Source organism: Streptomyces cellostaticus, from assembly GCF_023630175.1.
GTDB lineage: Bacteria > Actinomycetota > Actinomycetes > Streptomycetales > Streptomycetaceae > Streptomyces > Streptomyces cellostaticus_A.
The window spans coordinates 71521-97724 of sequence record NZ_JALLIN010000025.1; the positions used below are offsets into that span (position 1 = coordinate 71521).

19 protein-coding genes and 1 tRNA gene are annotated in these 26204 nt (G+C 68.4%); 3 read left to right on the top strand and 17 right to left on the bottom strand.

The window, feature by feature from the left end; translation table 11 throughout:
• Positions 1-43: 43 nt before the first annotated feature.
• From tuf to MXD57_RS17675, 5 genes are all read right to left on the bottom strand, one after another.
• Positions 44-1237: an elongation factor Tu gene (gene tuf, locus MXD57_RS17655; protein WP_250402403.1), complete on the bottom strand. Its 1194-nt coding sequence runs from the start codon at positions 1235-1237 to the stop codon at positions 44-46.
• 156 nt (positions 1238-1393) lie between these two features.
• Positions 1394-3520: an elongation factor G gene (gene fusA / locus MXD57_RS17660; protein WP_250402404.1), complete on the bottom strand. Its 2127-nt coding sequence runs from the start codon at positions 3518-3520 to the stop codon at positions 1394-1396.
• 39 nt (positions 3521-3559) lie between these two features.
• Complete coding sequence (gene rpsG, locus MXD57_RS17665) at positions 3560-4030, bottom strand: 30S ribosomal protein S7 (protein WP_003992340.1); 471 nt, start codon at positions 4028-4030, stop codon at positions 3560-3562.
• Positions 4031-4032: 2 nt separating this feature from the next.
• Positions 4033-4404, bottom strand: a complete 372-nt coding sequence (gene rpsL, locus MXD57_RS17670) for a 30S ribosomal protein S12 (RefSeq protein ID WP_003948652.1) — start codon at positions 4402-4404, stop codon at positions 4033-4035.
• Between the two features lie 262 nt (positions 4405-4666).
• Positions 4667-5593: a glycosyltransferase family 2 protein gene (locus MXD57_RS17675; protein ID WP_250402435.1), complete on the bottom strand. Its 927-nt coding sequence runs from the start codon at positions 5591-5593 to the stop codon at positions 4667-4669.
• A gap of 196 nt (positions 5594-5789) precedes the next feature.
• On the opposite strand from MXD57_RS17675, the gene MXD57_RS17680 reads away from it, so the two are divergent.
• On the top strand, positions 5790-7067 hold the full coding sequence (locus MXD57_RS17680; RefSeq protein ID WP_250402405.1) for a glycosyltransferase family 39 protein: 1278 nt from the start codon (positions 5790-5792) through the stop codon (positions 7065-7067).
• A gap of 77 nt (positions 7068-7144) precedes the next feature.
• On the opposite strand, the gene MXD57_RS17685 is transcribed toward MXD57_RS17680, so the two are convergent.
• The 10 genes from MXD57_RS17685 to MXD57_RS17730 form a co-directional block, all read right to left on the bottom strand.
• A complete protein-coding gene (locus tag MXD57_RS17685) occupies positions 7145-11044 on the bottom strand; it encodes a DNA-directed RNA polymerase subunit beta' (RefSeq protein WP_250402406.1) in 3900 nt (1299 codons plus the stop codon).
• Positions 11045-11146: 102 nt separating this feature from the next.
• Positions 11147-14632 carry a DNA-directed RNA polymerase subunit beta gene (gene rpoB / locus MXD57_RS17690; RefSeq protein WP_250402407.1) on the bottom strand — a complete coding sequence of 1162 codons (3486 nt, stop codon included), beginning with the start codon at positions 14630-14632 and terminating at the stop codon, positions 11147-11149.
• Positions 14633-15202: 570 nt separating this feature from the next.
• Positions 15203-15586, bottom strand: coding sequence for a 50S ribosomal protein L7/L12 (gene rplL, locus MXD57_RS17695; RefSeq protein WP_250402408.1), 384 nt, complete (start codon positions 15584-15586; stop codon positions 15203-15205).
• Positions 15587-15702: 116 nt separating this feature from the next.
• Positions 15703-16233: a 50S ribosomal protein L10 gene (gene rplJ / locus MXD57_RS17700; protein ID WP_250402409.1), complete on the bottom strand. Its 531-nt coding sequence runs from the start codon at positions 16231-16233 to the stop codon at positions 15703-15705.
• A gap of 315 nt (positions 16234-16548) precedes the next feature.
• Entirely contained in the window at positions 16549-17460 is a 912-nt protein-coding gene (locus MXD57_RS17705) for a hypothetical protein (protein WP_250402410.1), read from the bottom strand.
• A gap of 162 nt (positions 17461-17622) precedes the next feature.
• Complete coding sequence (rplA, locus tag MXD57_RS17710) at positions 17623-18348, bottom strand: 50S ribosomal protein L1 (RefSeq protein ID WP_250402411.1); 726 nt, start codon at positions 18346-18348, stop codon at positions 17623-17625.
• Between the two features lie 97 nt (positions 18349-18445).
• Complete coding sequence (gene rplK / locus MXD57_RS17715; RefSeq protein WP_018543896.1) at positions 18446-18880, bottom strand: 50S ribosomal protein L11; 435 nt, start codon at positions 18878-18880, stop codon at positions 18446-18448.
• A 168-nt stretch (positions 18881-19048) separates the two neighbouring features.
• Positions 19049-19897 (bottom strand): transcription termination/antitermination protein NusG, encoded by an 849-nt coding sequence (nusG, locus tag MXD57_RS17720; RefSeq protein WP_250402412.1) that lies wholly within the window; start codon positions 19895-19897, stop codon positions 19049-19051.
• A gap of 80 nt (positions 19898-19977) precedes the next feature.
• Positions 19978-20265, bottom strand: coding sequence for a preprotein translocase subunit SecE (secE, locus tag MXD57_RS17725; protein ID WP_250402413.1), 288 nt, complete (start codon positions 20263-20265; stop codon positions 19978-19980).
• A gap of 107 nt (positions 20266-20372) precedes the next feature.
• Positions 20373-20445, bottom strand: a tRNA-Trp gene (locus tag MXD57_RS17730).
• Positions 20446-20705: 260 nt separating this feature from the next.
• Here MXD57_RS17730 and MXD57_RS17735 point away from each other — a divergent pair.
• Together MXD57_RS17735 and MXD57_RS17740 are read left to right on the top strand one after the other, a co-directional pair.
• Complete coding sequence (locus tag MXD57_RS17735; RefSeq protein ID WP_250402414.1) at positions 20706-21932, top strand: pyridoxal phosphate-dependent aminotransferase; 1227 nt, start codon at positions 20706-20708, stop codon at positions 21930-21932.
• Between the two features lie 129 nt (positions 21933-22061).
• On the top strand, positions 22062-23102 hold the full coding sequence (locus MXD57_RS17740) for an adenosine deaminase (protein ID WP_250402415.1): 1041 nt from the start codon (positions 22062-22064) through the stop codon (positions 23100-23102).
• 279 nt (positions 23103-23381) lie between these two features.
• On the opposite strand, the gene MXD57_RS17745 is transcribed toward MXD57_RS17740, so the two are convergent.
• Both MXD57_RS17745 and MXD57_RS17750 read right to left on the bottom strand, forming a co-directional pair.
• On the bottom strand, positions 23382-24437 hold the full coding sequence (locus MXD57_RS17745; protein ID WP_250402416.1) for a UDP-N-acetylmuramate dehydrogenase: 1056 nt from the start codon (positions 24435-24437) through the stop codon (positions 23382-23384).
• 310 nt (positions 24438-24747) lie between these two features.
• Positions 24748-26190 (bottom strand): DHA2 family efflux MFS transporter permease subunit, encoded by a 1443-nt coding sequence (locus MXD57_RS17750; RefSeq protein ID WP_250402417.1) that lies wholly within the window; start codon positions 26188-26190, stop codon positions 24748-24750.
• Positions 26191-26204: the final 14 nt, after the last annotated feature.

A 26204-nucleotide genomic window follows, 5' to 3' on the forward strand; every position in this document is an offset into this window, starting at 1 on the left:
CCGACAGCTACCAGGTCAGAGACCGGGCCGAGTCAGTCCAAGATCACTTGTTGATCTTGGTGACCTGGCCGGCGCCCACGGTCCGGCCACCCTCACGGATGGCGAACTTCAGGCCCTCTTCCATGGCGACGGGCTGGATGAGCTCCACCTTCATCTCGGTGTTGTCACCCGGCATGACCATCTCGGTGCCCTCGGGGAGGGTCACGACGCCGGTCACGTCCGTCGTACGGAAGTAGAACTGCGGACGGTAGTTGTTGAAGAACGGCGTGTGGCGGCCACCCTCGTCCTTGGAGAGGATGTAGGCCTGCGCCTCGAACTCGGTGTGCGGGGTGACCGAGCCCGGCTTGATGATGACCTGGCCGCGCTCGACGTCCTCGCGCTTGATGCCGCGGAGCAGCAGACCGACGTTCTCACCGGCCTGGCCCTCGTCGAGCAGCTTGCGGAACATCTCGATGCCGGTGACCGTGGTGGTGGTCTTCTCCTGCTTGATACCGATGATGTCCACGGTCTCGTTGACCTTGAGGACACCACGCTCGATACGGCCGGTGACGACCGTACCGCGACCGGTGATCGTGAAGACGTCCTCGATCGGCATCAGGAACGGCTTGTCGACGTCGCGCTCCGGCTCCGGGATCGCGGTGTCGACGGCGTTCATGAGGTCCAGGACGGACTGCGTCCACTGCGCGTCGCCCTCGAGGGCCTTCAGCGCGGAGACACGGACGACCGGCAGGTCGTCGCCCGGGAACTCGTACTCGGAGAGGAGCTCACGGACCTCGAGCTCGACGAGCTCCATGATCTCCTCGTCGTCCACCATGTCGGCCTTGTTCAGGGCGACGACGATGTACGGAACGCCGACCTGGCGGGCCAGGAGCACGTGCTCCTTGGTCTGCGGCATCGGGCCGTCGGTGGCGGCGACCACGAGGATCGCGCCGTCCATCTGCGCGGCACCGGTGATCATGTTCTTGATGTAGTCCGCGTGACCCGGGCAGTCGACGTGGGCGTAGTGACGCGCCTCGGTCTGGTACTCGACGTGCGCGATGGAGATGGTGATACCGCGCTGACGCTCCTCGGGCGCCTTGTCGATGTTGTCGAACGGGGTGGCCTCGTTCAGGTCCGGGTACGCCTCGTGCAGCACCTTGGTAATGGCCGCCGTGAGGGTGGTCTTACCGTGGTCGATGTGACCGATGGTGCCGATGTTGACGTGCGGCTTAGTCCGCTCGAACTTCGCCTTCGCCACTGGGGTCCTCCTGTGGAGTGGTTCTGTACGCCTTACTTCATCGGCGCCAGGTGATCTTTGCTGTTAAAGCCCGGAACCCGGGGCAGACATCCACGTTTGCGGCTGTTTGCCCCTTGAGGCTCCGGAGTCAAGCCTAAAGCGTGAGAACGCGGTGCGTTACTCGCCCTTGGCCTTCGCGATGATCTCCTCGGCGACGTTCCGCGGAACCTCGGCGTAGGAGTCGAACTGCATCGAGTAGCTCGCGCGACCCGACGTCTTGCTGCGGAGGTCGCCGACGTAGCCGAACATCTCCGAAAGGGGCACGAGGCCCTTCACGACGCGGGCACCGGCCCGCTCCTCCATGGCCTGGATCTGGCCACGGCGGGAGTTGATGTCGCCGATGACCTCACCCATGTAGTCCTCGGGCGTGGTGACCTCGACGGCCATCATCGGCTCGAGGAGCACGGGGCCGGCCTTGCGCGCGGCCTCCTTGAACGCCTGCGAACCGGCGATCTTGAAGGCGAGCTCGGAGGAGTCGACCTCGTGGTAGGCGCCGTCGTGGAGGATGACGCGCACGCCGGTCATCTCGTAACCGGCGAGGATGCCGAACTGCATGGCCTCCTGCGCACCGGCGTCGACCGAAGGGATGTACTCCTTCGGGATACGGCCACCGGTCACCTTGTTCACGAACTCGTACGAGGTGTCGCCACCCTCGAGCGGCTCGATGCCGATCTGCACCTTCGCGAACTGACCGGTACCACCGGTCTGCTTCTTGTGGGTGTAGTCGACGCGCTCGACGGTCTTGCGGATCGTCTCGCGGTAGGCCACCTGCGGCTTGCCGACGTTGGCCTCGACCTTGAACTCACGGCGCATACGGTCGACCAGCACCTCGAGGTGCAGCTCGCCCATACCACCGATGATGGTCTGGCCGGTCTCCTCGTCCGAGTGGACCTGGAAGGACGGGTCCTCCTCGGCCAGGCGCTGGATCGCGACGCCCAGCTTCTCCTGGTCGCCCTTCGACTTGGGCTCGATGGCGACCTGGATGACCGGCGCCGGGAAGTCCATGGACTCCAGGATGACCGGGTTCTTGTCGTCGGACAGCGTCTCACCGGTGGTGGTCTGCTTCAGGCCCATGACGGCGACGATGTCGCCGGCGCCCACCGAGTCGATCTCCTCACGCTTGTTGGCGTGCATGCGGTAGATCTTGCCGATGCGCTCCTTCTTGCCCTTGACGGAGTTCAGCACCGAGGTGCCGGACTCCAGGCGGCCCGAGTAGACCCGGACGAAGGTGAGCTTGCCGAGGTGCGGGTCGCTCATGATCTTGAACGCCAGCGCGGACAGCGGCTCCTCGTCGGACGGCTTGCGCTTGACGACGACCTCGGGGTCCTTGACGTCGTGGCCCTCGATGGCCTCGATGTCGACCGGCGACGGCAGGTAGCGCACGACCGCGTCGAGCAGGGGCTGGACGCCCTTGTTCTTGAAGGCGGTACCGCAGAACACCGGGGTCACGGTGGTGCCGGTGCCCTTGCCGGACGCGATGGTGATACGACGGATCGCGGCGTACAGCTGCTCCACGGTGGGCTCCTGGCCCTCCAGGTACAGCTCCATGATCTCTTCGTCGTTCTCGGCCACGGCCTCGAGCAGCTTGCCGCGGTACTCCTCGGCAGCCTCGGCGTGCGTGTCCGGGATGTCGACGGTGTCGTACATCTCGCCCTTGGTGGCCTCGGCGGACCAGACCAGGGCCTTCATCGTCACGAGGTCGATGACGCCCTTGAAGTCGGCCTCGGCACCGATCGGCAGCTGCATCACGATCGGCTGGGCACCCAGACGGTCGGTGATCATGTCGACGCAGCGGTGGAACTCGGCACCGGTCCGGTCGAGCTTGTTGACGAAGCAGATGCGCGGGACGCCGTAGCGGTCCGCCTGACGCCACACCGTCTCGGACTGGGGCTCGACACCGGCGACGCCGTCGAACACCGTCACGGCACCGTCGAGCACACGCAGGGAGCGCTCCACCTCGACGGTGAAGTCGACGTGACCCGGGGTGTCGATGATGTTGATGGTGTGATCGACGTTCTCGAGCGGCCAGTGGCAGGTGGTGGCAGCAGAGGTGATCGTGATGCCACGCTCCTGCTCCTGCTCCATCCAGTCCATGGTGGCAGCGCCGTCGTGGACCTCACCGATCTTGTAGGACACACCGGTGTAGAACAGGATCCGCTCGGTGGTGGTCGTCTTGCCCGCGTCGATGTGGGCCATGATCCCGATGTTGCGGACCTTGGCCAGGTCAAGTGAAGTGGTAGCCATAAGGCTTCAGTCTTCTCTCGGTCTCGATGTGGGTAGCGACTACCAGCGGTAGTGCGCGAAGGCCTTGTTGGACTCGGCCATCTTGTGCGTGTCCTCGCGCTTCTTCACAGCGGCACCCAGGCCGTTGGAGGCGTCGAGAAGCTCGTTGAGCAGGCGCTCGGTCATGGTCTTCTCGCGACGGGCGCGGGAGTAACCGACCAGCCAGCGCAGTGCCAGCGTGTTGGCGCGACCGGGCTTGACCTCGATCGGCACCTGGTAGGTGGCGCCACCGACACGGCGGGACTTGACCTCGAGGGTCGGCTTGATGTTCTCAAGCGCGCGCTTCAGCGTGATGATCGGGTCGTTGCCCGTCTTCTCACGCAGACCCTCCATGGCGCCGTAGACGATGCGCTCGGCGGTGGAGCGCTTGCCGTTCAGCAGCACCTTGTTGATCAGGGAGGTCACCAGAGGAGAACCGTAGACCGGGTCGATGATGACCGGGCGCTTCGGGGCGGGGCCCTTACGAGGCATTCTTACTTCTCCTTCTTGGCGCCGTAACGGCTGCGAGCCTGCTTGCGGTTCTTGACACCCTGGGTGTCGAGCGAACCGCGGATGATCTTGTAGCGAACACCCGGCAGGTCCTTCACACGGCCGCCGCGCACGAGCACGATGGAGTGCTCCTGCAGGTTGTGTCCCTCACCCGGAATGTAAGCGGTGACCTCGATGCCGCTGGTCAGACGCACACGCGCGACCTTGCGGAGGGCCGAGTTCGGCTTCTTCGGGGTGGTCGTGAACACACGCGTGCAGACGCCACGACGCTGAGGGGAACCCTCGAGTGCGGGCGTCTTGTTCTTCTCGACCTTGTCCTGCCGGCCCTTACGGACCAGCTGCTGGATCGTAGGCACTACTTCTCCGGTTTCTGTGTGCCGATGAGTACAGCTAACCTGGAACATCTCCGACCCACGCGGTCGGGTGTGTCGAATCCGCCGCGCTTCCGCCGCGAGACGGGAAAGGCACGGATTGCGATGGCCGGTGTCGGCTCCGCGTGCGGTTGAAGGCACGCACGAAAGCCAGGGCACACCCCAGGCACAAGGTCTGAGCGTACCTACCGCACCCACTCCGGTCAAAACAAAGGCGACGGGACCGGGGGCCGGCGGGCTCCGGTGATCAGCGGCGCGACGTCGTCTCCTCGGTCTGCTCCGCCGTGTCGTGGCCCACGAAGTACGTCGGCCGGTTCTGTATGGCCGTGTATATGCGGGCCACGTACTCCCCGAGCAGCCCCACGCAGACGAGCTGCACCGCGCCGATGAAGAGCACCCCGGTGAACAGCGAGGTCCAGCCCGGGACCGTGTGGTCCAGGACATGGGCGGCGAGCGTGTACACCATCAGCCCGAGGCAGACCAGGAAGGCGAAGCCGCCCAGCCAGGTGGCCAGCCGCAGCGGGGCCGCCGAGAACCCCGTGACGCTGTCGACGGCCAGCCGGATCATCCGGCCCAGCGGGTACTTGCTGCGGCCGGCCGTGCGGGGGGCGCGCTCGTAGGCCACCCGGCCGCTCGGAAAGCCCAGCCAGGGCACCAGCAGCCGGTAGACCCGCTGCTGGTCGGGCAGCGCCTTCAGCGCCTCCACGGCGGCCCGGCTGAGCAGGCGGAAGTCACCCGCCTGCGCGGGCACGGAGGGACCGGCGAGACGGCGCACCAGCCGGTAGTAGAGCCCCGCGGTCCACCGCTTGAAGCCGGTGTCGCTGGCCCGGTCGGCGCGGATGCCGTAGACGATGTCGAGCCCCTCGGCGCGGGCCAGGGCCAGCATGTCGGGGATCTTCTCGGGCGGGTCCTGCAGGTCCGCGTCGATGCTGACGACGTACGCGCCGACGGCCCGGTCCAGGCCCGCGGTCAGGGCGGCCTGGTGCCCCGAGTTGCGGCGCAGGCCGATCACCCGCAGCTCCGGCCAGCCGAGCCGGAAGGCGGCGAGCAGCTCGCCGGTGCCGTCGGTGCTGCCGTCGTCGACGGCGACCAGCTCGTACGGCACGCCGAGGTCCCCGAGGACCGGGCGCAGCCGGCTGACGAGCGCGGGCAGCGCCTCGGCCTCGTTGAACATGGGTACGACGACGGACAGCTCGATCGCCGGGTCCGCTCCTCCGGTCACCCGCTTCTCCCCCCTCCGCCCCGCGCATGCGACGCTTTGGCCACACACGAGTGATCCTCGTGTGGTCTTGTGACTGACACTTCACGACCCCCGGGCCCGCGGCACCTCCCTCGGCCCCGGCGGTCGGCCGAGGGGGGAGACCGCAGGGATGAGCACGGCTTCCGGGGGCATCGAGGCGGACACCGTCCTGCCCGGGGAACAGTCCGGCACTCCGCGCCCGAGCCGCCGGCTCACGCTGCCGCCGGGTGCGCGGCCGTACGTGGCCCCACTCGTCCTGTACTGCGTCACGAAGCTCGTGGGCCTCACCATATTCGCCTGCCTGCTGGAGCATGCGGGCGACTACCGGAGGAAGGACCCCAGATTCGGTGGCGGCGCCCACTGGTGGGACGTGCTGTCCACCTGGGACGGCTGGTGGTACCTGCAGGTCGCCGGGCACGGGTACGACCCGAAGCCGCTGGAACCGCTGCCCGGCGGGGGCCTCTTCACCGTCAAGCAGAACTCGGTCGCGTTCTTCCCGCTCTACCCGGGGCTGATCCGCTCCGTCTCGGAGACGACCGGGCTCGGCCTGTACGGCTCCGGGATCCTCGTGTCGGTCCTGGCCTCGCTGGTGGCGGCTGCGGGAGTCTACGCCGTGGTCTCGGCGCTGGCCGGGGTGCGGGCGGGCACCATCGCCGCCGGGCTGTGGGCCGTCGTGCCCGGGGCGGGCGTCGAATGGGCCGTGTACTCGGAGTCCCTGTTCGTCGCCATCGCCGCCTGGACCTGCTACAGCGTGATGCGGGGCCGCTGGGTCGCCGCGGGCCTGCTGGCCTTCCTGGCCGGGCTGAACCGGCCCACCTCGGCGGCCCTCATCGGCGCGGTGGGGCTGGCCGCCCTGGTCACCGTCCTGCGGCGGGACGGCCGGCGCGAACACGGGGTCGGGCAGCCGGTCTTCGCGATGGTCGCGGCGCCGCTCGGCCTGCTCACCTACGTCGCGTGGGTCGGGTGGAGGATGGGCGACCTCACCGCCTACTTCACGCTCCAGCGCGAGGGGTGGGCGCACTACTTCGACTGGGGCGCCTACACGGCGGACGTCCTCGGCAACGTCGCCGTCGGGCACAACGACTACCTGTTCGCCTTCTCCACGCCCGATCTGCTCGGCGTCCAGCTCGTCGTCGCGCTGCCCTTCCTGATCGCGCTGATGCTGCGCCGGAGGCCACCGCTGGTGCTCGTCGCCTACACCCTGGCCGGCGTCGTCACCGTCCTGGGCACCCAGCAGATGTTCGGCAACACCTCCCGCTACCTGCTGCCCGCCTTCCCGCTGCTCCTGGCTCCGGCGGCCGCTCTCAGCCGCCTGAAGTGGCCCGGGCTGACCGTCTTCTTCACGACGACGGCGGTGGCATCGGGCTGGTACGCGCACTACGTGATCTTCGAGCTGGGCATCCCGTAGCCGGGCGGACGTCCACCAGAACGCCGAAGGGCGGTCACCCCGACCGGGGTGACCGCCCTTCAGTTCATCTCAACCACTCACTGGTTGTACGGACCGTAGTCGTAGTCCTCCAGCGGAACGGCCTGGCCGGAGCCGGTGCCGAACGGCGAGTAGTCGATGTCGTCGTAGCCGACGGCCGAGTACATCGCGGCCTTGGCCTCCTCGGTGGGCTCCACCCGGATGTTGCGGTAGCGGGACAGACCCGTACCGGCCGGGATGAGCTTACCGATGATGACGTTCTCCTTGAGGCCGATGAGGCTGTCGGACTTGGCGTTGATCGCCGCGTCCGTCAGGACTCGGGTCGTCTCCTGGAAGGAGGCGGCCGACAGCCAGGACTCCGTCGCCAGCGAGGCCTTGGTGATACCCATGAGCTGGGGACGACCGGAGGCCGGGTGACCGCCCTCCTGGACCACACGACGGTTCTCGGTCTCGAACTTCGAGCGCTCGACCAGCTCGCCGGGCAGCAGCTCGGCGTCGCCCGACTCGATGATCGTCACGCGGCGCAGCATCTGCCGGATGATGATCTCGATGTGCTTGTCGTGGATCGACACGCCCTGCGAGTTGTACACCTTCTGGACCTCGCCGACCAGGTGGACCTGGACGGCACGCTGACCCAGGATGCGCAGCACGTCGTGCGGGTTGGTGGCACCCACGGTGAGCTGCTGGCCCACCTCGACGTGGTCGCCCTCCTTGACCAGGACCTTGGCACGCTTCGAGATCGGGAACGCCGTCTCGTCGCTGCCGTCGTCCGGGGTGACGACGATCTTCTTGGTCTTCTCGGTCTCCTCGATCCGCACGCGGCCGTTGGCCTCGGAGATCGGGGCGACACCCTTCGGGGTACGGGCCTCGAAGAGCTCGACGACACGGGGCAGACCCTGGGTGATGTCGTCACCGGCCACACCACCGGTGTGGAAGGTACGCATCGTGAGCTGGGTACCGGGCTCACCGATGGACTGGGCGGCGATGATGCCGACCGCCTCACCGATGTCGACCAGCTTGCCGGTGGCCAGCGAACGGCCGTAGCACATGGCGCAGGTGCCGACGTGCGACTCGCAGGTCAGGATCGAGCGGGTCTTGACCTCCTCGATGCCGTGGCGCACGAGCTGGTCGATGAGCACGTCGCCGAGGTCCACGTTGGCCGGCGCGATCACCTTGCCGTCGATGACGACGTCCTCGGCGAGCATGCGGGCGTAGACGCTGGTCTCGACGTCGTCCGCCTTGCGCAGCACACCGTCGGCACCGCGGTGGGCGATCCGCAGCTTCAGACCGCGCTCGGTGCCGCAGTCCTCCTCGCGGATGATGACGTCCTGCGAGACGTCCACCAGACGACGGGTCAGGTAACCCGAGTCGGCGGTACGCAGGGCGGTGTCCGCCAGACCCTTACGGGCACCGTGCGTGGAGATGAAGTACTCCAGCACCGACAGACCCTCGCGGAAGGACGCCTTGATCGGACGCGGGATGGTCTCGTTCTTCGCGTTCGACACCAGACCGCGCATACCGGCGATCTGCCGCATCTGCATCATGTTTCCTCGGGCACCCGAGTCGACCATCATGAAGATGGGGTTGGTCTTGGGGAAGTTCTCGTTCATCGCCTCGGCGACCTCGTTGGTCGCCTTGGTCCAGATCGCGATGAGCTCCTGAGTGCGCTCTTCCTTGGTGATCAGACCGCGCTCGTACTGCTTCTGGACCTTCTCGTCCTGCGCCTCGTAGCCGCGGACGATCTCCTTCTTCGCCTCGGGAACGACGACGTCGGAGATGGCCACGGTGACACCGGAACGGGTCGCCCAGTAGAAGCCGGCCGCCTTCAGGTTGTCGAGCGTCGCCGCCACGATGACCTTGGGGTAGCGCTCGGCCAGGTCGTTGACGATCTCGGAGAGCTGCTTCTTGCCCACCGAGTAGTCGACGAACGGGTAGTCCTCGGGCAGCAGCTCGTTGAAGAGCGCGCGGCCCAGGGTGGTGCGCAGGCGGAACGAGTCACCCTGCTGCCACTCGGGCTCGCCCTCCTCGCGCGCCGGCGGGGTCCAGCCGCGCGGCGGGATGGTGCCCACCGGGAAGCGGATGTCGATCGGCGACTGCAGCGCGAGCTCACCGGCGTCGAACGCCATGATCGCCTCGGCCGTGGAACCGAACGCGCGGCCCTCGCCCTTGGTCTCGCGCAGCTCGCCGTCGGTGGTGAGGAAGAACAGACCGAGGACCATGTCCTGGGTCGGCATCGTCACCGGACGGCCGTCGGCCGGCTTGAGGATGTTGTTCGAGGACAGCATCAGGATGCGGGCCTCGGCCTGCGCCTCCGCGGACAGCGGCAGGTGCACGGCCATCTGGTCGCCGTCGAAGTCCGCGTTGAACGCGGTGCAGACGAGCGGGTGGATCTGGATGGCCTTGCCCTCGACGAGCTGCGGCTCGAAGGCCTGGATGCCGAGGCGGTGCAGGGTGGGAGCACGGTTCAGCAGAACCGGGTGCTCGGCGATGACCTCTTCGAGGACGTCGTACACGACCGTGCGGCCGCGCTCCACCATGCGCTTGGCGCTCTTGATGTTCTGCGCGTGGTTCAGGTCGACCAGGCGCTTCATCACGAACGGCTTGAACAGCTCCAGCGCCATGGCCTTGGGCAGACCGCACTGGTGCAGCTTGAGCTGCGGGCCGACGACGATGACGGAACGCGCCGAGTAGTCGACTCGCTTGCCGAGCAGGTTCTGGCGGAACCGGCCCTGCTTGCCCTTCAGCATGTCGCTGAGGGACTTCAGCGGGCGGTTGCCGGGGCCGGTGACCGGACGGCCGCGACGGCCGTTGTCGAAGAGGGCGTCAACAGCCTCCTGAAGCATGCGCTTCTCGTTGTTGACGATGATCTCCGGGGCACCGAGGTCCAGGAGCCTCTTCAGACGGTTGTTCCGGTTGATCACACGGCGGTACAGGTCGTTCAGGTCGGAGGTCGCGAAGCGGCCACCGTCGAGCTGCACCATCGGACGCAGGTCCGGCGGGATGACCGGGACGCAGTCCAGGACCATGCCCTTGGGGCTGTTCGAGGTCTGCAGGAACGCGGAGACGACCTTCAGGCGCTTCAGCGCACGGGTCTTCTTCTGGCCCTTGCCGGTGCGGATGATCTCGCGGAGCTTCTCGGCCTCCTCGTCGAGGTCGAAGGACTCCAGGCGTTTCTGCAGCGCCGCGGCACCCATCGAGCCGTCGAAGTACGTGCCGAAGCGGTCGCGCAGCTCGCGGTAGAGCAGCTCGTCGCCCTCGAGGTCCTGGACCTTGAGGTTCTTGAACCGGGTCCACACCTCGTCGAGGCGGTCGATCTCGCGCTGCGCGCGGTCGCGGAGCTGCTTCATCTCACGCTCGGCGCCCTCGCGCACCTTGCGGCGCACGTCGGCCTTGGCACCCTCGGCCTCGAGCTCGGCCAGGTCGGTCTCGAGCTTCTTGGCCCGGGCCTCCAGGTCGGAGTCGCGGCGGTTCTCGATCTGCTGGCGCTCGACGGAGACGTGCGCCTCCAGGGAGGGCAGGTCGCGGGTGCGGCGCTCCTCGTCGACGTACGTGATCATGTACGCCGCGAAGTAGATGACCTTCTCGAGGTCCTTCGGCGCCAGGTCCAGCAGGTAGCCGAGGCGCGAGGGGACACCCTTGAAGTACCAGATGTGCGTGACGGGCGCGGCCAGCTCGATGTGGCCCATCCGCTCACGGCGCACCTTGGCGCGCGTGACCTCGACGCCGCAGCGCTCGCAGATGATGCCCTTGAAGCGGACGCGCTTGTACTTGCCGCAGTAGCACTCCCAGTCCCGGGTGGGACCGAAGATCTTCTCGCAGAAGAGCCCGTCCTTTTCCGGCTTGAGCGTGCGGTAGTTGATGGTCTCGGGCTTCTTGACCTCACCGTGGCTCCACTGACGGATGTCGTCAGCGGTGGCCAGGCCGATCCGGAGCTCGTCGAAGAAGTTGACGTCGAGCACTATGCGTCAATCCCTCTCAGGGTCGTAAGTCTGTGGTCTGAAACGGGGGCCTGGGGGTCGGCGGGGGCCTCACACGGTGGCGAGGCCCCTACCGGACTCCCGTCAGACCTCTTCGACGCTGCTCGGCTCGCGCCGGGACAGGTCGATGCCGAGCTCCTCCGCAGCGCGGAAGACATCCTCGTCGGTGTCGCGCATCTCGATGGACATACCGTCGCTGGACAGCACCTCCACGTTCAGGCAGAGCGACTGCATCTCCTTGATGAGCACCTTGAAGGACTCGGGGATGCCGGGCTCCGGGATGTTCTCGCCCTTGACGATGGCCTCGTAGACCTTCACGCGGCCGGTGACGTCGTCGGACTTGATGGTCAGCAGCTCCTGGAGGGCGTACGCGGCGCCGTAGGCCTCGAGGGCCCACACCTCCATCTCACCGAACCGCTGGCCACCGAACTGGGCCTTACCACCCAGCGGCTGCTGGGTGATCATCGAGTACGGACCGGTCGACCGGGCGTGCAGCTTGTCGTCGACCAGGTGGTGCAGCTTCAGGATGTACATGAAGCCGACCGAGATCGGGTCCGGGAACGGCTCACCGCTGCGGCCGTCGAACAGCCGCGCCTTGCCGGTCGGGAGCACCATGCGCTCGCCGTCCCGGTTCGGGATGGTGTGCTGCAGCAGACCCGCCAGCTCGTCCTCGCGCGCACCGTCGAACACCGGGGTGGCGACGTTGGTGCCCGGAGCGACCGAGTCGGCGCCGATCGCCTGGAGGCGCTGGGCCCACTCGTCCGCGAGACCGGAGACGTCCCAGCCGCGGCTGGCGAGCCAGCCGAGGTGGATCTCCAGGACCTGTCCCGGGTTCATTCGGGACGGCACACCCAGCGGGTTGAGGATGATGTCGACCGGGGTGCCGTCCTCCAGGAACGGCATGTCCTCGATCGGCAGGATCTTGGAGATGACGCCCTTGTTGCCGTGCCGGCCGGCGAGCTTGTCACCGTCGGTGATCTTGCGCTTCTGCGCGACGTAGACGCGCACGAGCTGGTTCACGCCGGGGGGAAGCTCGTCGCCCTCCTCGCGGTCGAAGACGCGCACGCCGATGACCTTGCCGGTCTCGCCGTGCGGCACCTTCAGCGAGGTGTCGCGGACCTCACGGGCCTTCTCGCCGAAGATCGCGCGCAGCAGGCGCTCCTCGGGGGTCAGCTCGGTCTCACCCTTCGGCGTGACCTTGCCGACGAGGATGTCACCGGCGATGACCTCGGCACCGATGCGGATGATGCCGCGCTCGTCGAGGTCGGCGAGGACCTCCTCGGAGACGTTCGGGATGTCCCGGGTGATCTCCTCGGGGCCGAGCTTGGTGTCACGGGCGTCGACCTCGTGCTCCTCGATGTGGATCGAGGAGAGGACGTCGTCCTGCACGAGGCGCTGCGACAGGATGATCGCGTCCTCGTAGTTGTGACCCTCCCACGGCATGAACGCCACGAGCAGGTTCTTGCCGAGGGCCATCTCGCCGTTCTGGGTGGCGGGACCGTCGGCGAGCACCTGGCCCGTGATGATCCGGTCGCCCTCGTTGACGATGACCTTCTGGTTGACCGAGGTGCCCTGGTTGGACCGGGAGAACTTGGCCAGGCGGTACGTGATGTACGTGCCGTCGTCGTTGGCGGTGGTGATGTAGTCCGCGGAGACCTCCTGGACCACACCGTCCTTCTCGGCCTTGACCACGTCGCCGGCGTCGACCGCGGAGCGGTACTCCATGCCGGTGCCGACGAGCGGGGACTCGGACTTAATCAGCGGCACGGCCTGACGCATCATGTTCGCGCCCATGAGGGCGCGGTTGGCGTCGTCGTGCTCGAGGAACGGGATCATGGCGGTCGCGACCGACACCATCTGGCGCGGCGAGACGTCCATGTAGTCCACGTCGTCACCGGCGACGTAGTCGACCTCGCCGCCGCGGCGGCGGACCAGGACGCGGTTCTCGGCGAACCGCATGTCGTCCGAGAGCGTGGCGTTGGCCTGCGCGATGACGAACCGGTCCTCTTCGTCGGCCGTCAGGTAGTCCACCTCGTCGGTGACCTGGCCGTCGGCGACCTTGCGGTACGGCGTCTCGACGAAACCGAACGCGTTGACCCGGCCGTAGGACGCGAGCGAGCCGATCAGACCGATGTTCGGGCCTTCGGGCGTCTCGATCGGGCACATGCGGCCGTAGTGCGAGGGGTGCACGTCGCGGACCTCGAAGCCGGCCCGCTCACGGGAGAGACCACCCGGGCCGAGCGCCGACAGACGGCGCTTGTGGGTGAGACCCGACAGCGGGTTGTTCTGGTCCATGAACTGCGACAGCTGGCTGGTGCCGAAGAACTCCTTGATGGAGGCGACGACCGGCCGGATGTTGATCAGGGTCTGCGGCGTGATCGCCTCGACGTCCTGGGTCGTCATGCGCTCGCGCACGACGCGCTCCATACGGGCGAGACCCGTACGGACCTGGTTCTGGATCAGCTCGCCGACGCTGCGCAGACGGCGGTTGCCGAAGTGGTCGATGTCGTCCGTCTCGACGACGATCGTGCCACCGTTGTCGCCGGCGGTCTCGGTCTCACCGGCGTGCAGCTTCACCAGGTACTTGATCGTCGAGATGACGTCCTCGACGGTCAGGACACCCGCGTCCAGCGGAGCGTCCGCACCCAGCTTCTTGTTGACCTTGTAGCGGCCGACCTTGGCGAGGTCGTAGCGCTTGGGGTTGAAGTAGAGGTTCTCGAGCAGCGTCTGCGCGGCCTCACGCGTGGGGGGCTCGCCCGGACGCAGCTTGCGGTAGATGTCCAGCAGCGCGTCGTCCTGGCCCTGGGTGTGGTCCTTCTCCAGGGTGGCGCGCATCGACTCGTACTCGCCGAACTCCTCGAGGATCTGCTCGGTCGTCCAGCCGAGCGCCTTCAGCAGAACGGTGACCGACTGCTTGCGCTTGCGGTCGATGCGGACACCGACCATGTCGCGCTTGTCGATCTCCATCTCCAGCCAGGCACCCCGGGACGGGATGATCTTGGCGGAGAAGATGTCCTTGTCGGACGTCTTGTCGATGGAGGAGTCGAAGTAGACACCGGGGGAACGGACCAGCTGAGACACCACGACACGCTCGGTGCCGTTGATGACGAAGGTGCCCTTGTTCGTCATGAGCGGGAAGTCGCCCATGAAGACCGTCTGGGACTTGATCTCACCGGTCTCGTTGTTGGTGAACTCGGCGGTGACGAAGAGCGGGGCCGCGTACGTGAAGTCGCGCTCCTTGCACTCGTCGATGGAGTTCTTCGGCGGCTCGAAGCGGTGGTCCCGGAACGTCAGGGACATCGACCCGGAGAAGTCCTCGATCGGGGAGATCTCCTCGAAGATCTCCTCCAGACCGGACTTGGTGGGGACGTCCTGACCGTCCTCAAGAGCCTCCTCGACCCGACTCTGCCAGGCGGTGTTGCCGAGCAGCCAGTCGAAGCTCTCGGTCTGCAGCGCGAGCAGGTTCGGAACCTCGAGAGGCTCCTTGATCTTTGCAAAGGAGATGCGCAGCGGGGCGGTGCTTGCGCCGTTGTTCGTATTCGCGGTCGAGGCGTTGCGCGAGGCGGCCAAGAGGGGGTCCTTCCGAGGGCTCGGACTCACTACGCGCGTACCGGCCCCTCTCTCAGACACAGAGACGCAAACCCCAGGTCAGAGGGGCTTCGGTCATCAGTGCTCGAGTGAGGGCAGACCCCTGGTGACGGGCAGGGGAAGCTAACAGGCAGCGCAAAGGGTCAGTGTAGCCACTTGGCACACTGATGTCCAGCTCGGGTTTCTCGAGACCCTCGTCGTGCTCAACGCCTTCGTCACCAACGCCCTCGGCAAGTCTGCCCTCAACGCACGTTGATACTGCCCTCTTCGCCGTCGATCCATGCCTCGGATTCGGATCCTTGTGACGACGCGTCCTGAGAATTGCGCGCTGCGTGCGGTTCGTCAAGGCCCCCCAGCCCAAACGAGGCCGTCCGGAGACAGAACGAAGATCACCATACCCCTCGCCGGGGCGAGTTCAAGGCGACCCGGGTCCCCCTCCGCAGACGCCGAAGAGCGACCACCCAGATGGATGATCGCTCTTCGGTGCGTTCGCGTTACAGCCCCCAGGGACCGCAATCGGCGCGCAGCCGGGTTACGGGAACCCGGAAGGTGTTACTTGACCTCGACGGAGGCGCCGGCGCCCTTGAGGGACTCGGCGGCCTTCTCGGCGGCCTCCTTGTTGACCTTCTCGAGGACCGGCTTCGGGGTGCCGTCGACGAGGTCCTTGGCCTCCTTCAGGCCCAGGGAGGTCAGCTCACGCACGACCTTGATGACCTGGATCTTCTTGTCGCCGGCACCGGTGAGGATGACGTCGAACTCGTCCTTCTCCTCCTCGGCCTCGACCGGGGCACCCGGGGCGCCCGGGGCGGCCACGGCGACCGCGGCGGCGGCGGTGACGTCGAACTTCTCCTCGAACGCCTTCACGAACTCGGAGAGCTCGATGAGGGTCATCTCCTCGAACTGCGCGAGCAGGTCTTCCTGAGACAGCTTCGCCATGATGGGCGATCCTTCCACTAATTCGGCTGGTGCCGGATGTACATGAGTGGCGGGCGTACGTTGGCCCGCTGTGACCCCGGCCGCGTCAGGCGGCCCGGATCAGAAAGCGAGCCGAATTACTCGGCACCGCCCTGCTCGCCCTGCTTGGCACGAAGCGCGTCCACGGTGCGGACGAGCTTCGACGGGAGCGCCTGGAAGACCTGAGCAGCCTGGGTCTGCTTGCCCTTGAAGGCGCCCGCCAGCTTGGCGAGCAGAACCTCGCGGGACTCGAGGTCCGCAAGCTTCTTGATCTCGTCGGCGGACAGCGCCTTGCCGTCAAGGACACCGCCCTTGATGACGAGATTCGGGTTGTCCTTGGCGAAGTCACGGAGACCCTTCGCCGACTCCACCGGGTCACCGGTGACGAAGGCGACGGCCGTCGGACCAGCGAAGAGCTGGTCGTCCAGCGTGATCCCGGCCTCGTTGGCCGCAATCTTGGTCAGCGTGTTCTTCACCACGGCGTACTGGGCGTTCTCACCGAGCGACCGGCGCAGCGTCTTGAGCTGTGCCACGGTGAGACCGCGGTACTCGGTCAGCACGGCAGCGCTGGAGCTGCGGAACTTGTCCGTCAGCTCGGCAACCGCAGCAGCCTTGTCGGGCCTCGCCATAGAGCCTCGGCCTCCTTCCGGGTGATTCTGACCGCGCGGACCCGAAGGAGGACTGGGGAAAACGAAACGCCCCGGCGCAGGCGCTCGGGGCGGACTCGACCGTCAGGACACGCTGGGCGCGTACCGTCCGGGAGTGCTTCCACTGACACCTGCGCGGGTCGTCCACTTTGCAGCGGATCCTTCGGCCACCGCACCCTCATTCGAACGTGCGGCAACGACCAGCGGTCTTTGGCTTCGGTAGGAGAGTACGGGACCGGGGCACCGTCGAGCAAATCGGGCTCCACGGTCCCGCCCCGGTCCCGGTGCGGCGGCCGGTCAGGAGGCGCCGACGCCGCTGCCCGACGCCGGGCCGCCCGCCTTCATCAGGTCCTTGAAGTCCTTGGTGTCGGCGGCCGGGGGCGCCTCGGCGGTGACCGGCACGCCGTAGTCGCTGTAGTAGGCCGTGCTGGTCATGACACCGGCGGTCATCCGCGCCTTCTCGACCTTCTTGACCAGCAGGTCCTGGCCGTCGATCCAGATGTCGACGGTCTCCGTGCTGACACCCGCCTGGCTGAGCTGCTTCTTCAGGTCGGCGAGCTGGCCGGCGTCGAGTCCGCTGTTCTTCCCCGCGAGGTCGGCCACGTCGACCGTGCCGGAGTAGTGCGTGGCGCTGACACCGGAGACCTGCTCCTGGCCGACCTTCTTCACGTCGCCGGAGGCCAGCAGCAGCTTCACCGACTGGTTCGGCGTGGTGTTCTGCATCTGGTCCTTCATGTACGCCCCGGAGCCGCCGCCGAGCTTGGCGAGGTCGTCGTAGGCGTACCTGATCCAGTGCCTGCCGCCGGACTGCTGGGCGAACTGCTCGCTCATCTTGGCGTAGTAGGCGTCCGGCAGGTAGCGGGCCTCCATCGAGGACGTGCCGGCCTTGCGCATCGCCTCCGCCAGCTTGCCGCCGGTGTAGGTGATGGTGAGGTTGCCCTTCATGCCGTCGCCCCACGTGAGGGCGCCGTTCGCGGTCATCGACATGGTGTCGCCGATGCTGGTGGTCGAGCGGACCCGGGCCGACTCCGCCTTGTCGGTGGACTTCTCGGCGGAGCGCAGGGCGGCGAGCGGATTGGCGTGGGTGAGGCTCCTGCCGACCGCCTTGTCGCCGTTGGCGGAGTCCTCGGTGCCGCAGGCGGCCAACCCGGTCAACGCGGTGACCACCGCGGCGGAAAGGGCCACCCGGCGTACGGTCGTGCTCTTCATTCGTCCTACCCCCATGCGAGTCCGGTGCCTGCACCGTAGCCCAGGCCACTGACAGTCGTGCGACAGTCCGCACAGAGAAAGGACGGACCCCGCACCTCGAAGGTTGCGGGGTCCGCCCTTTGCTTACGCGTCCGTGACGCGGCTACCGGGAGAGCACAGGGCTCAGACGGCGGCCGGGTCCTCCTCGACGAGGAGGTTGCGGGTGCGGTTCGAGTCGACCGGAATGCCGGGGCCCATCGTGGTGCTGATGGCGGCCTTCTTGATGTAGCGACCCTTGGCGGCGGACGGCTTCAGACGGAGGATCTCCTCCAGGGCCGCGCCGTAGTTCTCCACCAGCTGGGCGTCCTCGAAGGACGTCTTGCCGATGATGAAGTGCAGGTTCGAGTGCTTGTCGACGCGGAACTCGATCTTGCCGCCCTTGATCTCCGTCACGGCCTTGGCCGTGTCGGGGGTGACGGTGCCGGTCTTCGGGTTCGGCATCAGACCACGCGGGCCGAGGACGCGGCCGAGACGGCCGACCTTGCCCATGAGGTCCGGGGTGGCGACGACGGCGTCGAAGTCCAGACGGCCCTTCGCCACCTCGTCGATCAGCTCGTCGGCGCCGACGATGTCGGCGCCCGCGGCACGCGCGGCCTCGGCACGGTCACCGGTCGCGAAGACCAGGACCCGGGCGGTCTTACCGGTGCCGTGCGGAAGGTTCACGGTGCCACGGACCATCTGGTCGGCCTTGCGCGGGTCGACACCCAGGCGGAAGGCGACCTCGACGGTGCCGTCGAACTTGGTCGTGGAGGTCTCCTTGGCGAGACGGACGGCCTCGAGCGGGGCGTACAGCTTCTCCCGGTCGACCTTGGCGTCCGCAGCGCGGAGAGCCTTGCTGCGCTTGCTCACAACTGCTCCTGTGGGTTCTGTGCGGAGTCGTGGTACGGGCCGAGCAGGCCCTGCCACGTGCGGCCGTCACGGCCGCATGGTTCTACGAAGGTGGGGTTCAGCCCTCGACCGTGATGCCCATGGAGCGGGCGGTGCCGGCGATGATCTTCGACGCGGCGTCCAGGTCGTTGGCGTTGAGGTCGGGCATCTTGGTCGTGGCGATCTCGCGGACCTGCGCCTCGGTGATCTTGGCGACCTTGGTCTTGTGCGGCTCGCCGGAGCCCTTCTCCACGCCCGCGGCCTTGAGGATCATCTTCGCGGCCGGCGGCGTCTTGGTGACGAAGGTGAAGGAGCGGTCCTCGTAGACCGTGATCTCCACCGGGATCACCCAGCCACGCTGCGACTCGGTCGCGGCGTTGTAGGCCTTGCAGAACTCCATGATGTTGACGCCGTGCTGACCCAGCGCCGGGCCGACCGGCGGGGCCGGGTTCGCCGCACCGGCGTTGATCTGGAGCTTGATGAGCCCCGTGACCTTCTTCTTCTTGGGAGGCATAGCTCTCCGGGTCCTTTCAATTCGGGTCCTGCCCACATCCGGGGACCACCCGGACGCAGGCATACCGCACAACGATAACGGGTATAGATGCGCGGCTGAAAACCGTGCAGGTCAGGCCGACGCCGAGCGCCCGCCTGACCTGCACGGAAGCAGTTCGTCCAGAAGGGGCTAGTTCTTCTGGATCTGGTCGAAGGAGAGCTCGACCGGCGTCTCGCGGCCGAAGATCTCCACCAGGCCCTTGACCTTCTTCGAGTCGGGGTTGATCTCGTTGATGGTCGCCTGGAGCGTGGCGAACGGGCCGTCGGTGACGGTGACCGAGTCGCCGACCTCGAAGTCCAGCACCTGGACCTCGACCTTGCGCTGCGGGGCGGGCTTGCCCTCGGCCTCGGCGGCCTCGCGGGCGGCCTTCTCCTCGGCCTCCGGGGCGAGCATCTTGACGATCTCGTCCAGGGTCAGCGGGTAGGGGTCGTAGGCGTTGCCGACGAAGCCGGTGACGCCCGGGGTGTTGCGGACGACGCCCCAGGACTCGTTGGTCAGGTCCATGCGGACCAGGACGTAACCCGGCAGCTTGTTCTGCTTGATCGTCTTGCGGTCGCCGTTCTTGATCTGGACGACCTCTTCCTGCGGCACCTCGGCCTGGAAGATGTAGTCCTCGACGTTCAGCGAGACGGCGCGCTGCTCCAGGTTGGTCTTCACCCGGTTCTCGTAGCCGGCGTAGGTGTGGATGACGTACCACTCGCCGGGCAGGGTGCGGAGTTCCTCGCGCAGGGCCTGGATCGGGTCGACGGGCTCGGCCGGCTCCTCGTCGGCCTCGGCGGCCGGGGCGGCGGGCTCGTCGTCCGTGGCGTCCGCGCCCTCCTCGCCCTCGACGTGCAGAGCGGCCTCCTCGGCCGGCTCCCCCAGTTCGGCCTCGGCAGCCTCGAACTCGTCCCGCTCGTCCGCGCCTTCGACGATGTCGAGCTCGTCGTCCACCGTCTCGTCCGGCTCGATGGCGTCGTTCAGGTTCGGGTCAGACACGATGGCTGCTTCTTCCTGGATACATAGGGGTGGAACATGCGAAAACGGGCGCCGGTACCACGGCGCCCTTCGCTTTCGGCTCAGCCGAAGACGTACTTGGCCGCGTGGTTGAGCCCATAGTCAATCACGGTCACCAGGGCGATCATGATGGCGACGAAGAAGATCACCACCGTGGTGTACGACGTCAGCTGGTTGCGAGACGGCCAGACGACCTTGCGGAGCTCCGCGATGATCTGGCGGTAGAAGATGGCGAGGCGCTTCAGCGGGCCCTTCTTGGCGCGCTTGCCGCCCTTGCGGCCCTTCTTCTTGGACTCGGGCACCTGGTCCTGAGCATCAGGCGTGTCGATGGAGCCCACGGCGTCCGTCATTCGTCCTCACCTGATCCCGGGTCGTGGCCGTGCCGCGCCCGGTTTCTGAGCCGCACGGCGGTGCATTGCTGTACGTACATGCGCACACATCCTGGCGGTGTGTGTAGCAGGGCCGGAGGGACTTGAACCCCCAACCGCTGGTTTTGGAGACCAGTGCTCTACCAATTGAGCTACGACCCTTTGTGTGTCCCCCAACGTACCGCATTCAGCCGGATGCTCGGTGTGCACCTGCGCTGCAGCGGCTGCTGAAGGCCAACGAGGGAAGAGTGTACGTGGTCCGGGGCCCGGCGTCGAACAGAAAGACCCGGTCCGGGGTCGTCCGGAGGAAGATCGTCCAGGCCGGAGGCGGGATTCGGACCCGTGTTCACGCCTCGACCCGATGCTGTTCAGTCTGTGAAACCCGCGTGCCGGGGTCATTTCCGGTCTGAAACGATGGGCGTATGAGCGCTGCAACCCCTCCCACCGAGCGCCGGGTCTCCGCCCGAGTCGGCGCGATCTCCGAGTCCGCAACCCTCGCCGTCGACGCCAAGGCCAAGGCCCTGAAGGCCGCCGGGCGTCCGGTGATCGGCTTCGGCGCGGGTGAGCCGGACTTCCCGACGCCGGACTACATCGTCGAAGCGGCCGTCGAGGCCTGCAAGAACCCGAAGTACCACCGCTACACGCCGGCCGGCGGACTGCCGGAGCTGAAGGCCGCGATCGCCGCCAAGACGCTGCGCGACTCCGGCTGGGAGCCCGACGTCTCGCAGATCCTGGTCACCAACGGCGGCAAGCAGGCCATCTACGAGGCGTTCGCGGCGATCCTCGACCCGGGCGACGAGGTCATCGTCCCGGCGCCGTACTGGACGACCTACCCGGAGTCGATCCGCCTGGCCGGCGGTGTCCCGGTCGACGTCGTCGCCGACGAGAGCACCGGCTACCGCGTCACCGTGGAGCAGCTCGAGGCGGCGCGCACGAAGAAGACCAAGGTCGTCCTCTTCGTCTCCCCGTCCAACCCGACCGGCGCGGTGTACTCCGAGGCCGAGACCGAGGCGATCGGCCGCTGGGCCGCCGAGCACGGCCTGTGGGTGCTGACCGACGAGATCTACGAGCACCTGGTCTACGGCGACGCGTCCGCCGTGTCGCTGCCGGCCCTGCTGCCCGAGCTGCGCGACAAGTGCGTCGTGGTCAACGGTGTCGCCAAGACGTACGCCATGACCGGCTGGCGGGTGGGCTGGGTCATCGGCCCGAAGGACGTGGTCAAGGCCGCGACGAACCTGCAGTCGCACGCCACCTCGAACGTCTCCAACGTGGCCCAGGCCGCCGCGCTCGCCGCCGTCTCCGGTGACCTGGAGGCCGTGCGGACGATGCGCGAGGCCTTCGACCGCCGCCGCCGCACGATCGTGCGGATGCTCAACGAGATCGACGGCGTGCTCTGCCCCGAGCCCGAGGGCGCCTTCTACGTCTACCCGTCGGTCAAGGACCTGCTCGGCAAGGACATCCGCGGCAAGCGCCCGCAGGACACCGTCGAGCTGGCCGCCCTCATCCTGGAGGAGGCCGAGGTCGCGGTCGTTCCGGGCGAGGCCTTCGGCACGCCCGGCTACCTGCGGCTGTCGTACGCGCTCGGGGACGAGGACCTCGTCGAGGGCGTGAGCCGGATCCAGAAGCTGCTGGCGGAGGCGCGGGACTAGTCCCGTCCCGATTCACGCGCGTGTGCGGGCCGTCTCCCTCCGGGGAGGCGGCCCGCTCCTGTGTGCGGGCAAGAGCACGTAAGGGGAAACGGCTACCCGGATGGCGGTGACGTGCGGCAGGATCTGGGAATGGAGCATGTACGTGATCTCTCCGAACTGCCGAAGGCCCATCTGCACCTGCACTTCACCGGCTCGATGCGGCCGACGACGGTCCTGGAACTGGCCGACAAGTACGGCGTACGCCTGCCCGAGGCCCTGACGGACGCCCTGACCAGCGGGGAGCCGCCGCGGCTGCGGGCGACGGACGAGCGGGGCTGGTTCCGCTTCCAGCGGCTGTACGACGCGGCGCGCTCCTGCCTGAGAGAGCCGGAGGACATCCAGCGGCTGGTCCGGGAGGCCGCGGAGGAGGACGTGCGGGACGGTTCGGGCTGGCTGGAGATCCAGGTGGACCCCACCTCGTACGCGCCCCGGCTGGGCGGTCTGATCCCGGCCCTGGAGATCATCCTGGACGCGGTCGAGACGACGTCACGGGAGACCGGGCTCGGCATGCGGGTGCTGGTGGCGGCGAACCGCATGAAGCACCCCCTGGACGCCCGCACGCTGGCCCGGCTCGCGGTGCGCTACGCGGGCCGGGGCGTGGTCGGTTTCGGGCTGTCGAACGACGAGCGGCGCGGGATGGCCCGGGACTTCGACCGCGCCTTCCACATCGCGCGCGAGGGCGGTCTGCTGGCGGCCCCGCACGGCGGCGAGCTGACCGGCCCGGCGTCGGTGCGGGACTGCCTGGACGACCTGCAAGCCTCCCGGATCGGGCACGGCGTGCGCGCGGCCGAGGACCCGCGGCTGCTGCGGCGGCTGGCGGACCGTGGCGTCACCTGCGAGGTGTGCCCGGCCTCGAACGTCGCGCTCGGTGTCTACGAGAAGCCCGAGGACGTCCCCCTGCGGACTCTGTTCGAGGCGGGCGTCCCGCTGGCCCTGGGCGCCGACGACCCGCTGCTCTTCGGTTCCCGCCTCGCCGCCCAGTACGGCATCGCCCGTGAGCACCACGGCTTCACGGACGCCGAACTCGCCGAGCTGGCCCGCCAGTCCATCCGCGGTTCGGCCGCCCCGGACGACGTCAGGGCCCGGCTGCTGTCCGGCGTGGACGGCTGGCTGACCCGCCCGGCCGCCTGAGACCGGCGGCGGCGACCGGCCCGCGACCGGTTCGGCGCCCCGGGCCGGTCGCCGGACCCGCCCCGCCGGCCCCCGGACGCGGCCCGCGGGAGCGGCCGTCCTCAGCCGTGGCGCCCGAGCACCGGCCGTTCGGCTCGGCCCGCCGTGATCACCGGGGCCCGGGGCCGTAGGGCCCCGGAACGCGCGTCCGGGTGCCGCGGAGGCGGCGGGTCCGGAGGGCGCGGCGCTCCCGCGGTCCCGCCCGGGCCGGAGAACCCGCACGGCGTCCGTCTCATGCCGTCACAGGCTCACACCGACGGTCACGGGTTCGTTGACCAGGACGACCCCGAAGGCCTCGCGGACACCGGCGACGACCTCGCGGGCCAGGGCCAGCAGGTCCTCGGTGGTGGCGCCGCCCCGGTTGGTGAGGGCGAGCGTGTGCTTGGTGGAGATGCGGGCCGGACCGGTGCCGTAGCCCTTGGTGAAGCCGGCCTTGTCGATCAGCCAGGCCGCCGAGGTCTTCGTGCGGCCCTCACCCGCCGGGTACGCGGGCGGCTCGGCGCCCTCGCCCAGCCGTTCGCGCACACGCGCGCGGAAGACGGCGAACTGCTCCTCGCCGAGGATCGGGTTGGTGAAGAAGGACCCGGCGGACCAGGTGTCGTGGTCCTCGGGGTCCAGCACCATGCCCTTCCCGGCACGCAGCTTCAGCACGGTCTCGCGGGCGGCGCCGAGCGGCACCCGGTCGCCCGGCTCGACACCGAGCGCGCGGGCCGCCTCGGCGTACCTGACGGGCGCCGACAGCCCGCCCGCGTCCTCCAGCCCGAAGCGGACCCTCAGCACGACGTAGCGCTCGGGGTCGGCCTTGAAGCGGCTGTGCCGGTAGGAGAAGGCGCACTCCTCGTTCGTCAGCGTGACCGTCTCACCGGCGCGGCGGTCGTAGGCGATCACCTCGGTGACCGTCGAGGAGACCTCCTGGCCGTAGGCGCCGACGTTCTGGATCGGGGTGGCGCCCGCGGAGCCCGGGATCCCGGCCAGGCACTCGATCCCGGCGAGCCCGGCCTCCGCACTGCGGGCGACGGCGTCCGTCCAGACCTCGCCGGCCGCCAGCTCCATCGTGGTGCCGCGCAGTTCGACACCGCGTGTGGCGATGCGCAGGGCGGTGCCGTCGAAACCCTTGTCCCCGATGACCAGGTTCGACCCACCGCCGATGATCAGCAGCGGCGTCCGGGTGTCGTCGGCCCGGCGGACGGCGTCGACCACCTCCGCGTCGGTGGTGGCGGTGACCAGCCGGGCCGCGGGGCCGCCGAGCCGGAACGTGGTCAGCGGGGCGAGGGGGGCGTCGTGGAGTTCCTGCACGGGCCCAAGACTACGAGACGGCTCCGGCGGCCCGGTGGCGCCGTCGTTCCCTGCGAGCGGAGAGGGCAGGATTCGAACCTGCGCGGACCCCGAGGGATCCGACCTCAAGCCATGCTCTCGGTCCCCGATAAGCCACTCCGGGCACCTCTCCTCGCTCCCGGCCCGGTCCCCCGCGCCGTTCACGACCACCACGGTGCCAGGACCCGCTGACCGCGCCCTGACACCCCACTGACACACCGGACCGCCCGGAGCGAGGCACGCGCGCGTGCGTCCCGAGGGACCCACGCGCGCGTCCGCACGCCGTTGGTCGTCAGACGGGCAGTGCCTCGGCCGCCGGTGCGGGCTCCTGCCCCGCGGCCGGTTCGGTGCCCGGTGTCCGCCGTCGGGCCGGGATGAGCAGGGCGGCCAGGCCGGCGAGCGCCACCACCGCCGAGCCGGTGACGAGGGCAGGCCGCAGACCGTCCACGAAGTTCTGGGCACTGGCGTAGCCGCCCTGGGCGGCGAAGATCGACGACATGACGGCGATGCCGAGCGCGCCGCCCACCTCGCGCAGTGCGTTGTTGGCGCCGGAGGCGATGCCCTGCTCCTGCGGGCGGACGCTGGACATCACCAGGTTGGCGGCCGGAGCGAAGTAGAGGGCCATGCCGATGCCGCTGATCACCAGACCGGGGAGCTGGGCCGCGTAGGAGAGGTCGGCGGAGACCACGGAGGCCAGGTAGCCGAGGCCCACCGCCTGCAGGAAGAGGCCGGTGGCGACGACCGGCCGGCCGCCGACGCGGTCGGAGAGGATGCCCGCCACGGGCGCCACGAGCATCGGCATGCCGGTCCACGGCAGCATCCGCAGCCCCGCCTCGGTGGGCGAGTAGCCGAGCACACCCTGCATGTACTGGCTGAGCAGGAAGATCGAGCCGAACATGCCGACGAACATCAGCAGGCTGGCCGCGTTGATCCCGGAGAAGGCGCGGGAACGGAACAGTCGCATCGGCAGCATCGGATCGGCGGCCCGGGTGCTGTAGAGGATGAAGCCGGCCAGCAGCGCGCCCCCGGCGAACAGGGCGGTCAGCACCAGGGAGGCGGTCCAGCCGTCGGCGGGTCCCCGCACCAGGCCGTACACGATTCCGAACAGGCCGCCACTGGCGAGCAGGGTGCCGGGCAGGTCGAGCCGGGCGCCGGTGCCGTAGGACTCGGCGAGGCGCAGGCGGGCGAGCGGCAGCAGCGCCACGCCGAGCGGGACGTTCAGCCAGAAGATCCAGTGCCAGGAGATGTGTTCGGTGAGGCTGCCCCCGATGAGCGGCCCGGAGGCGACCGCGAGGCCGTTGACGGCGCCCCAGATGCCGTAGGCCATGCCGCGCTTCGCGGCGGGCACGGCGGCGGTGAGCAGGGTGAGGGTGAGCGGCATCAGCACGGCGGCGCCGACGCCCTGGACGGCCCGGGCGGCGATGAGGGAGCCGATGCCGGGAGCCATGGCCGCGGCGGCGGAGGCGCCGGTGAAGACGGTGAGTCCGGCGAGGAAGAGCCGGCGGCGCCCGAAGCGGTCGCCGAGCGCGGCGCCGGTCATCAGCAGGACGGCGAAGGTGAGCGTGTAGGCGCTGACCGTCCATTCCAGGTCGTCGAGCGCGCCTCCGAGGTCCGCGCGGATGGAGGGCAGCGCGGTGGTGACGACGAGGTTGTCGAGGGCCGCCATGAACCCGGCGACACTGGTGATGACGAGGGCCCATAGGGCGCCCCCGCGACGTGCGGTCTGCTGTGCCATCTCTCCCCCAGAGG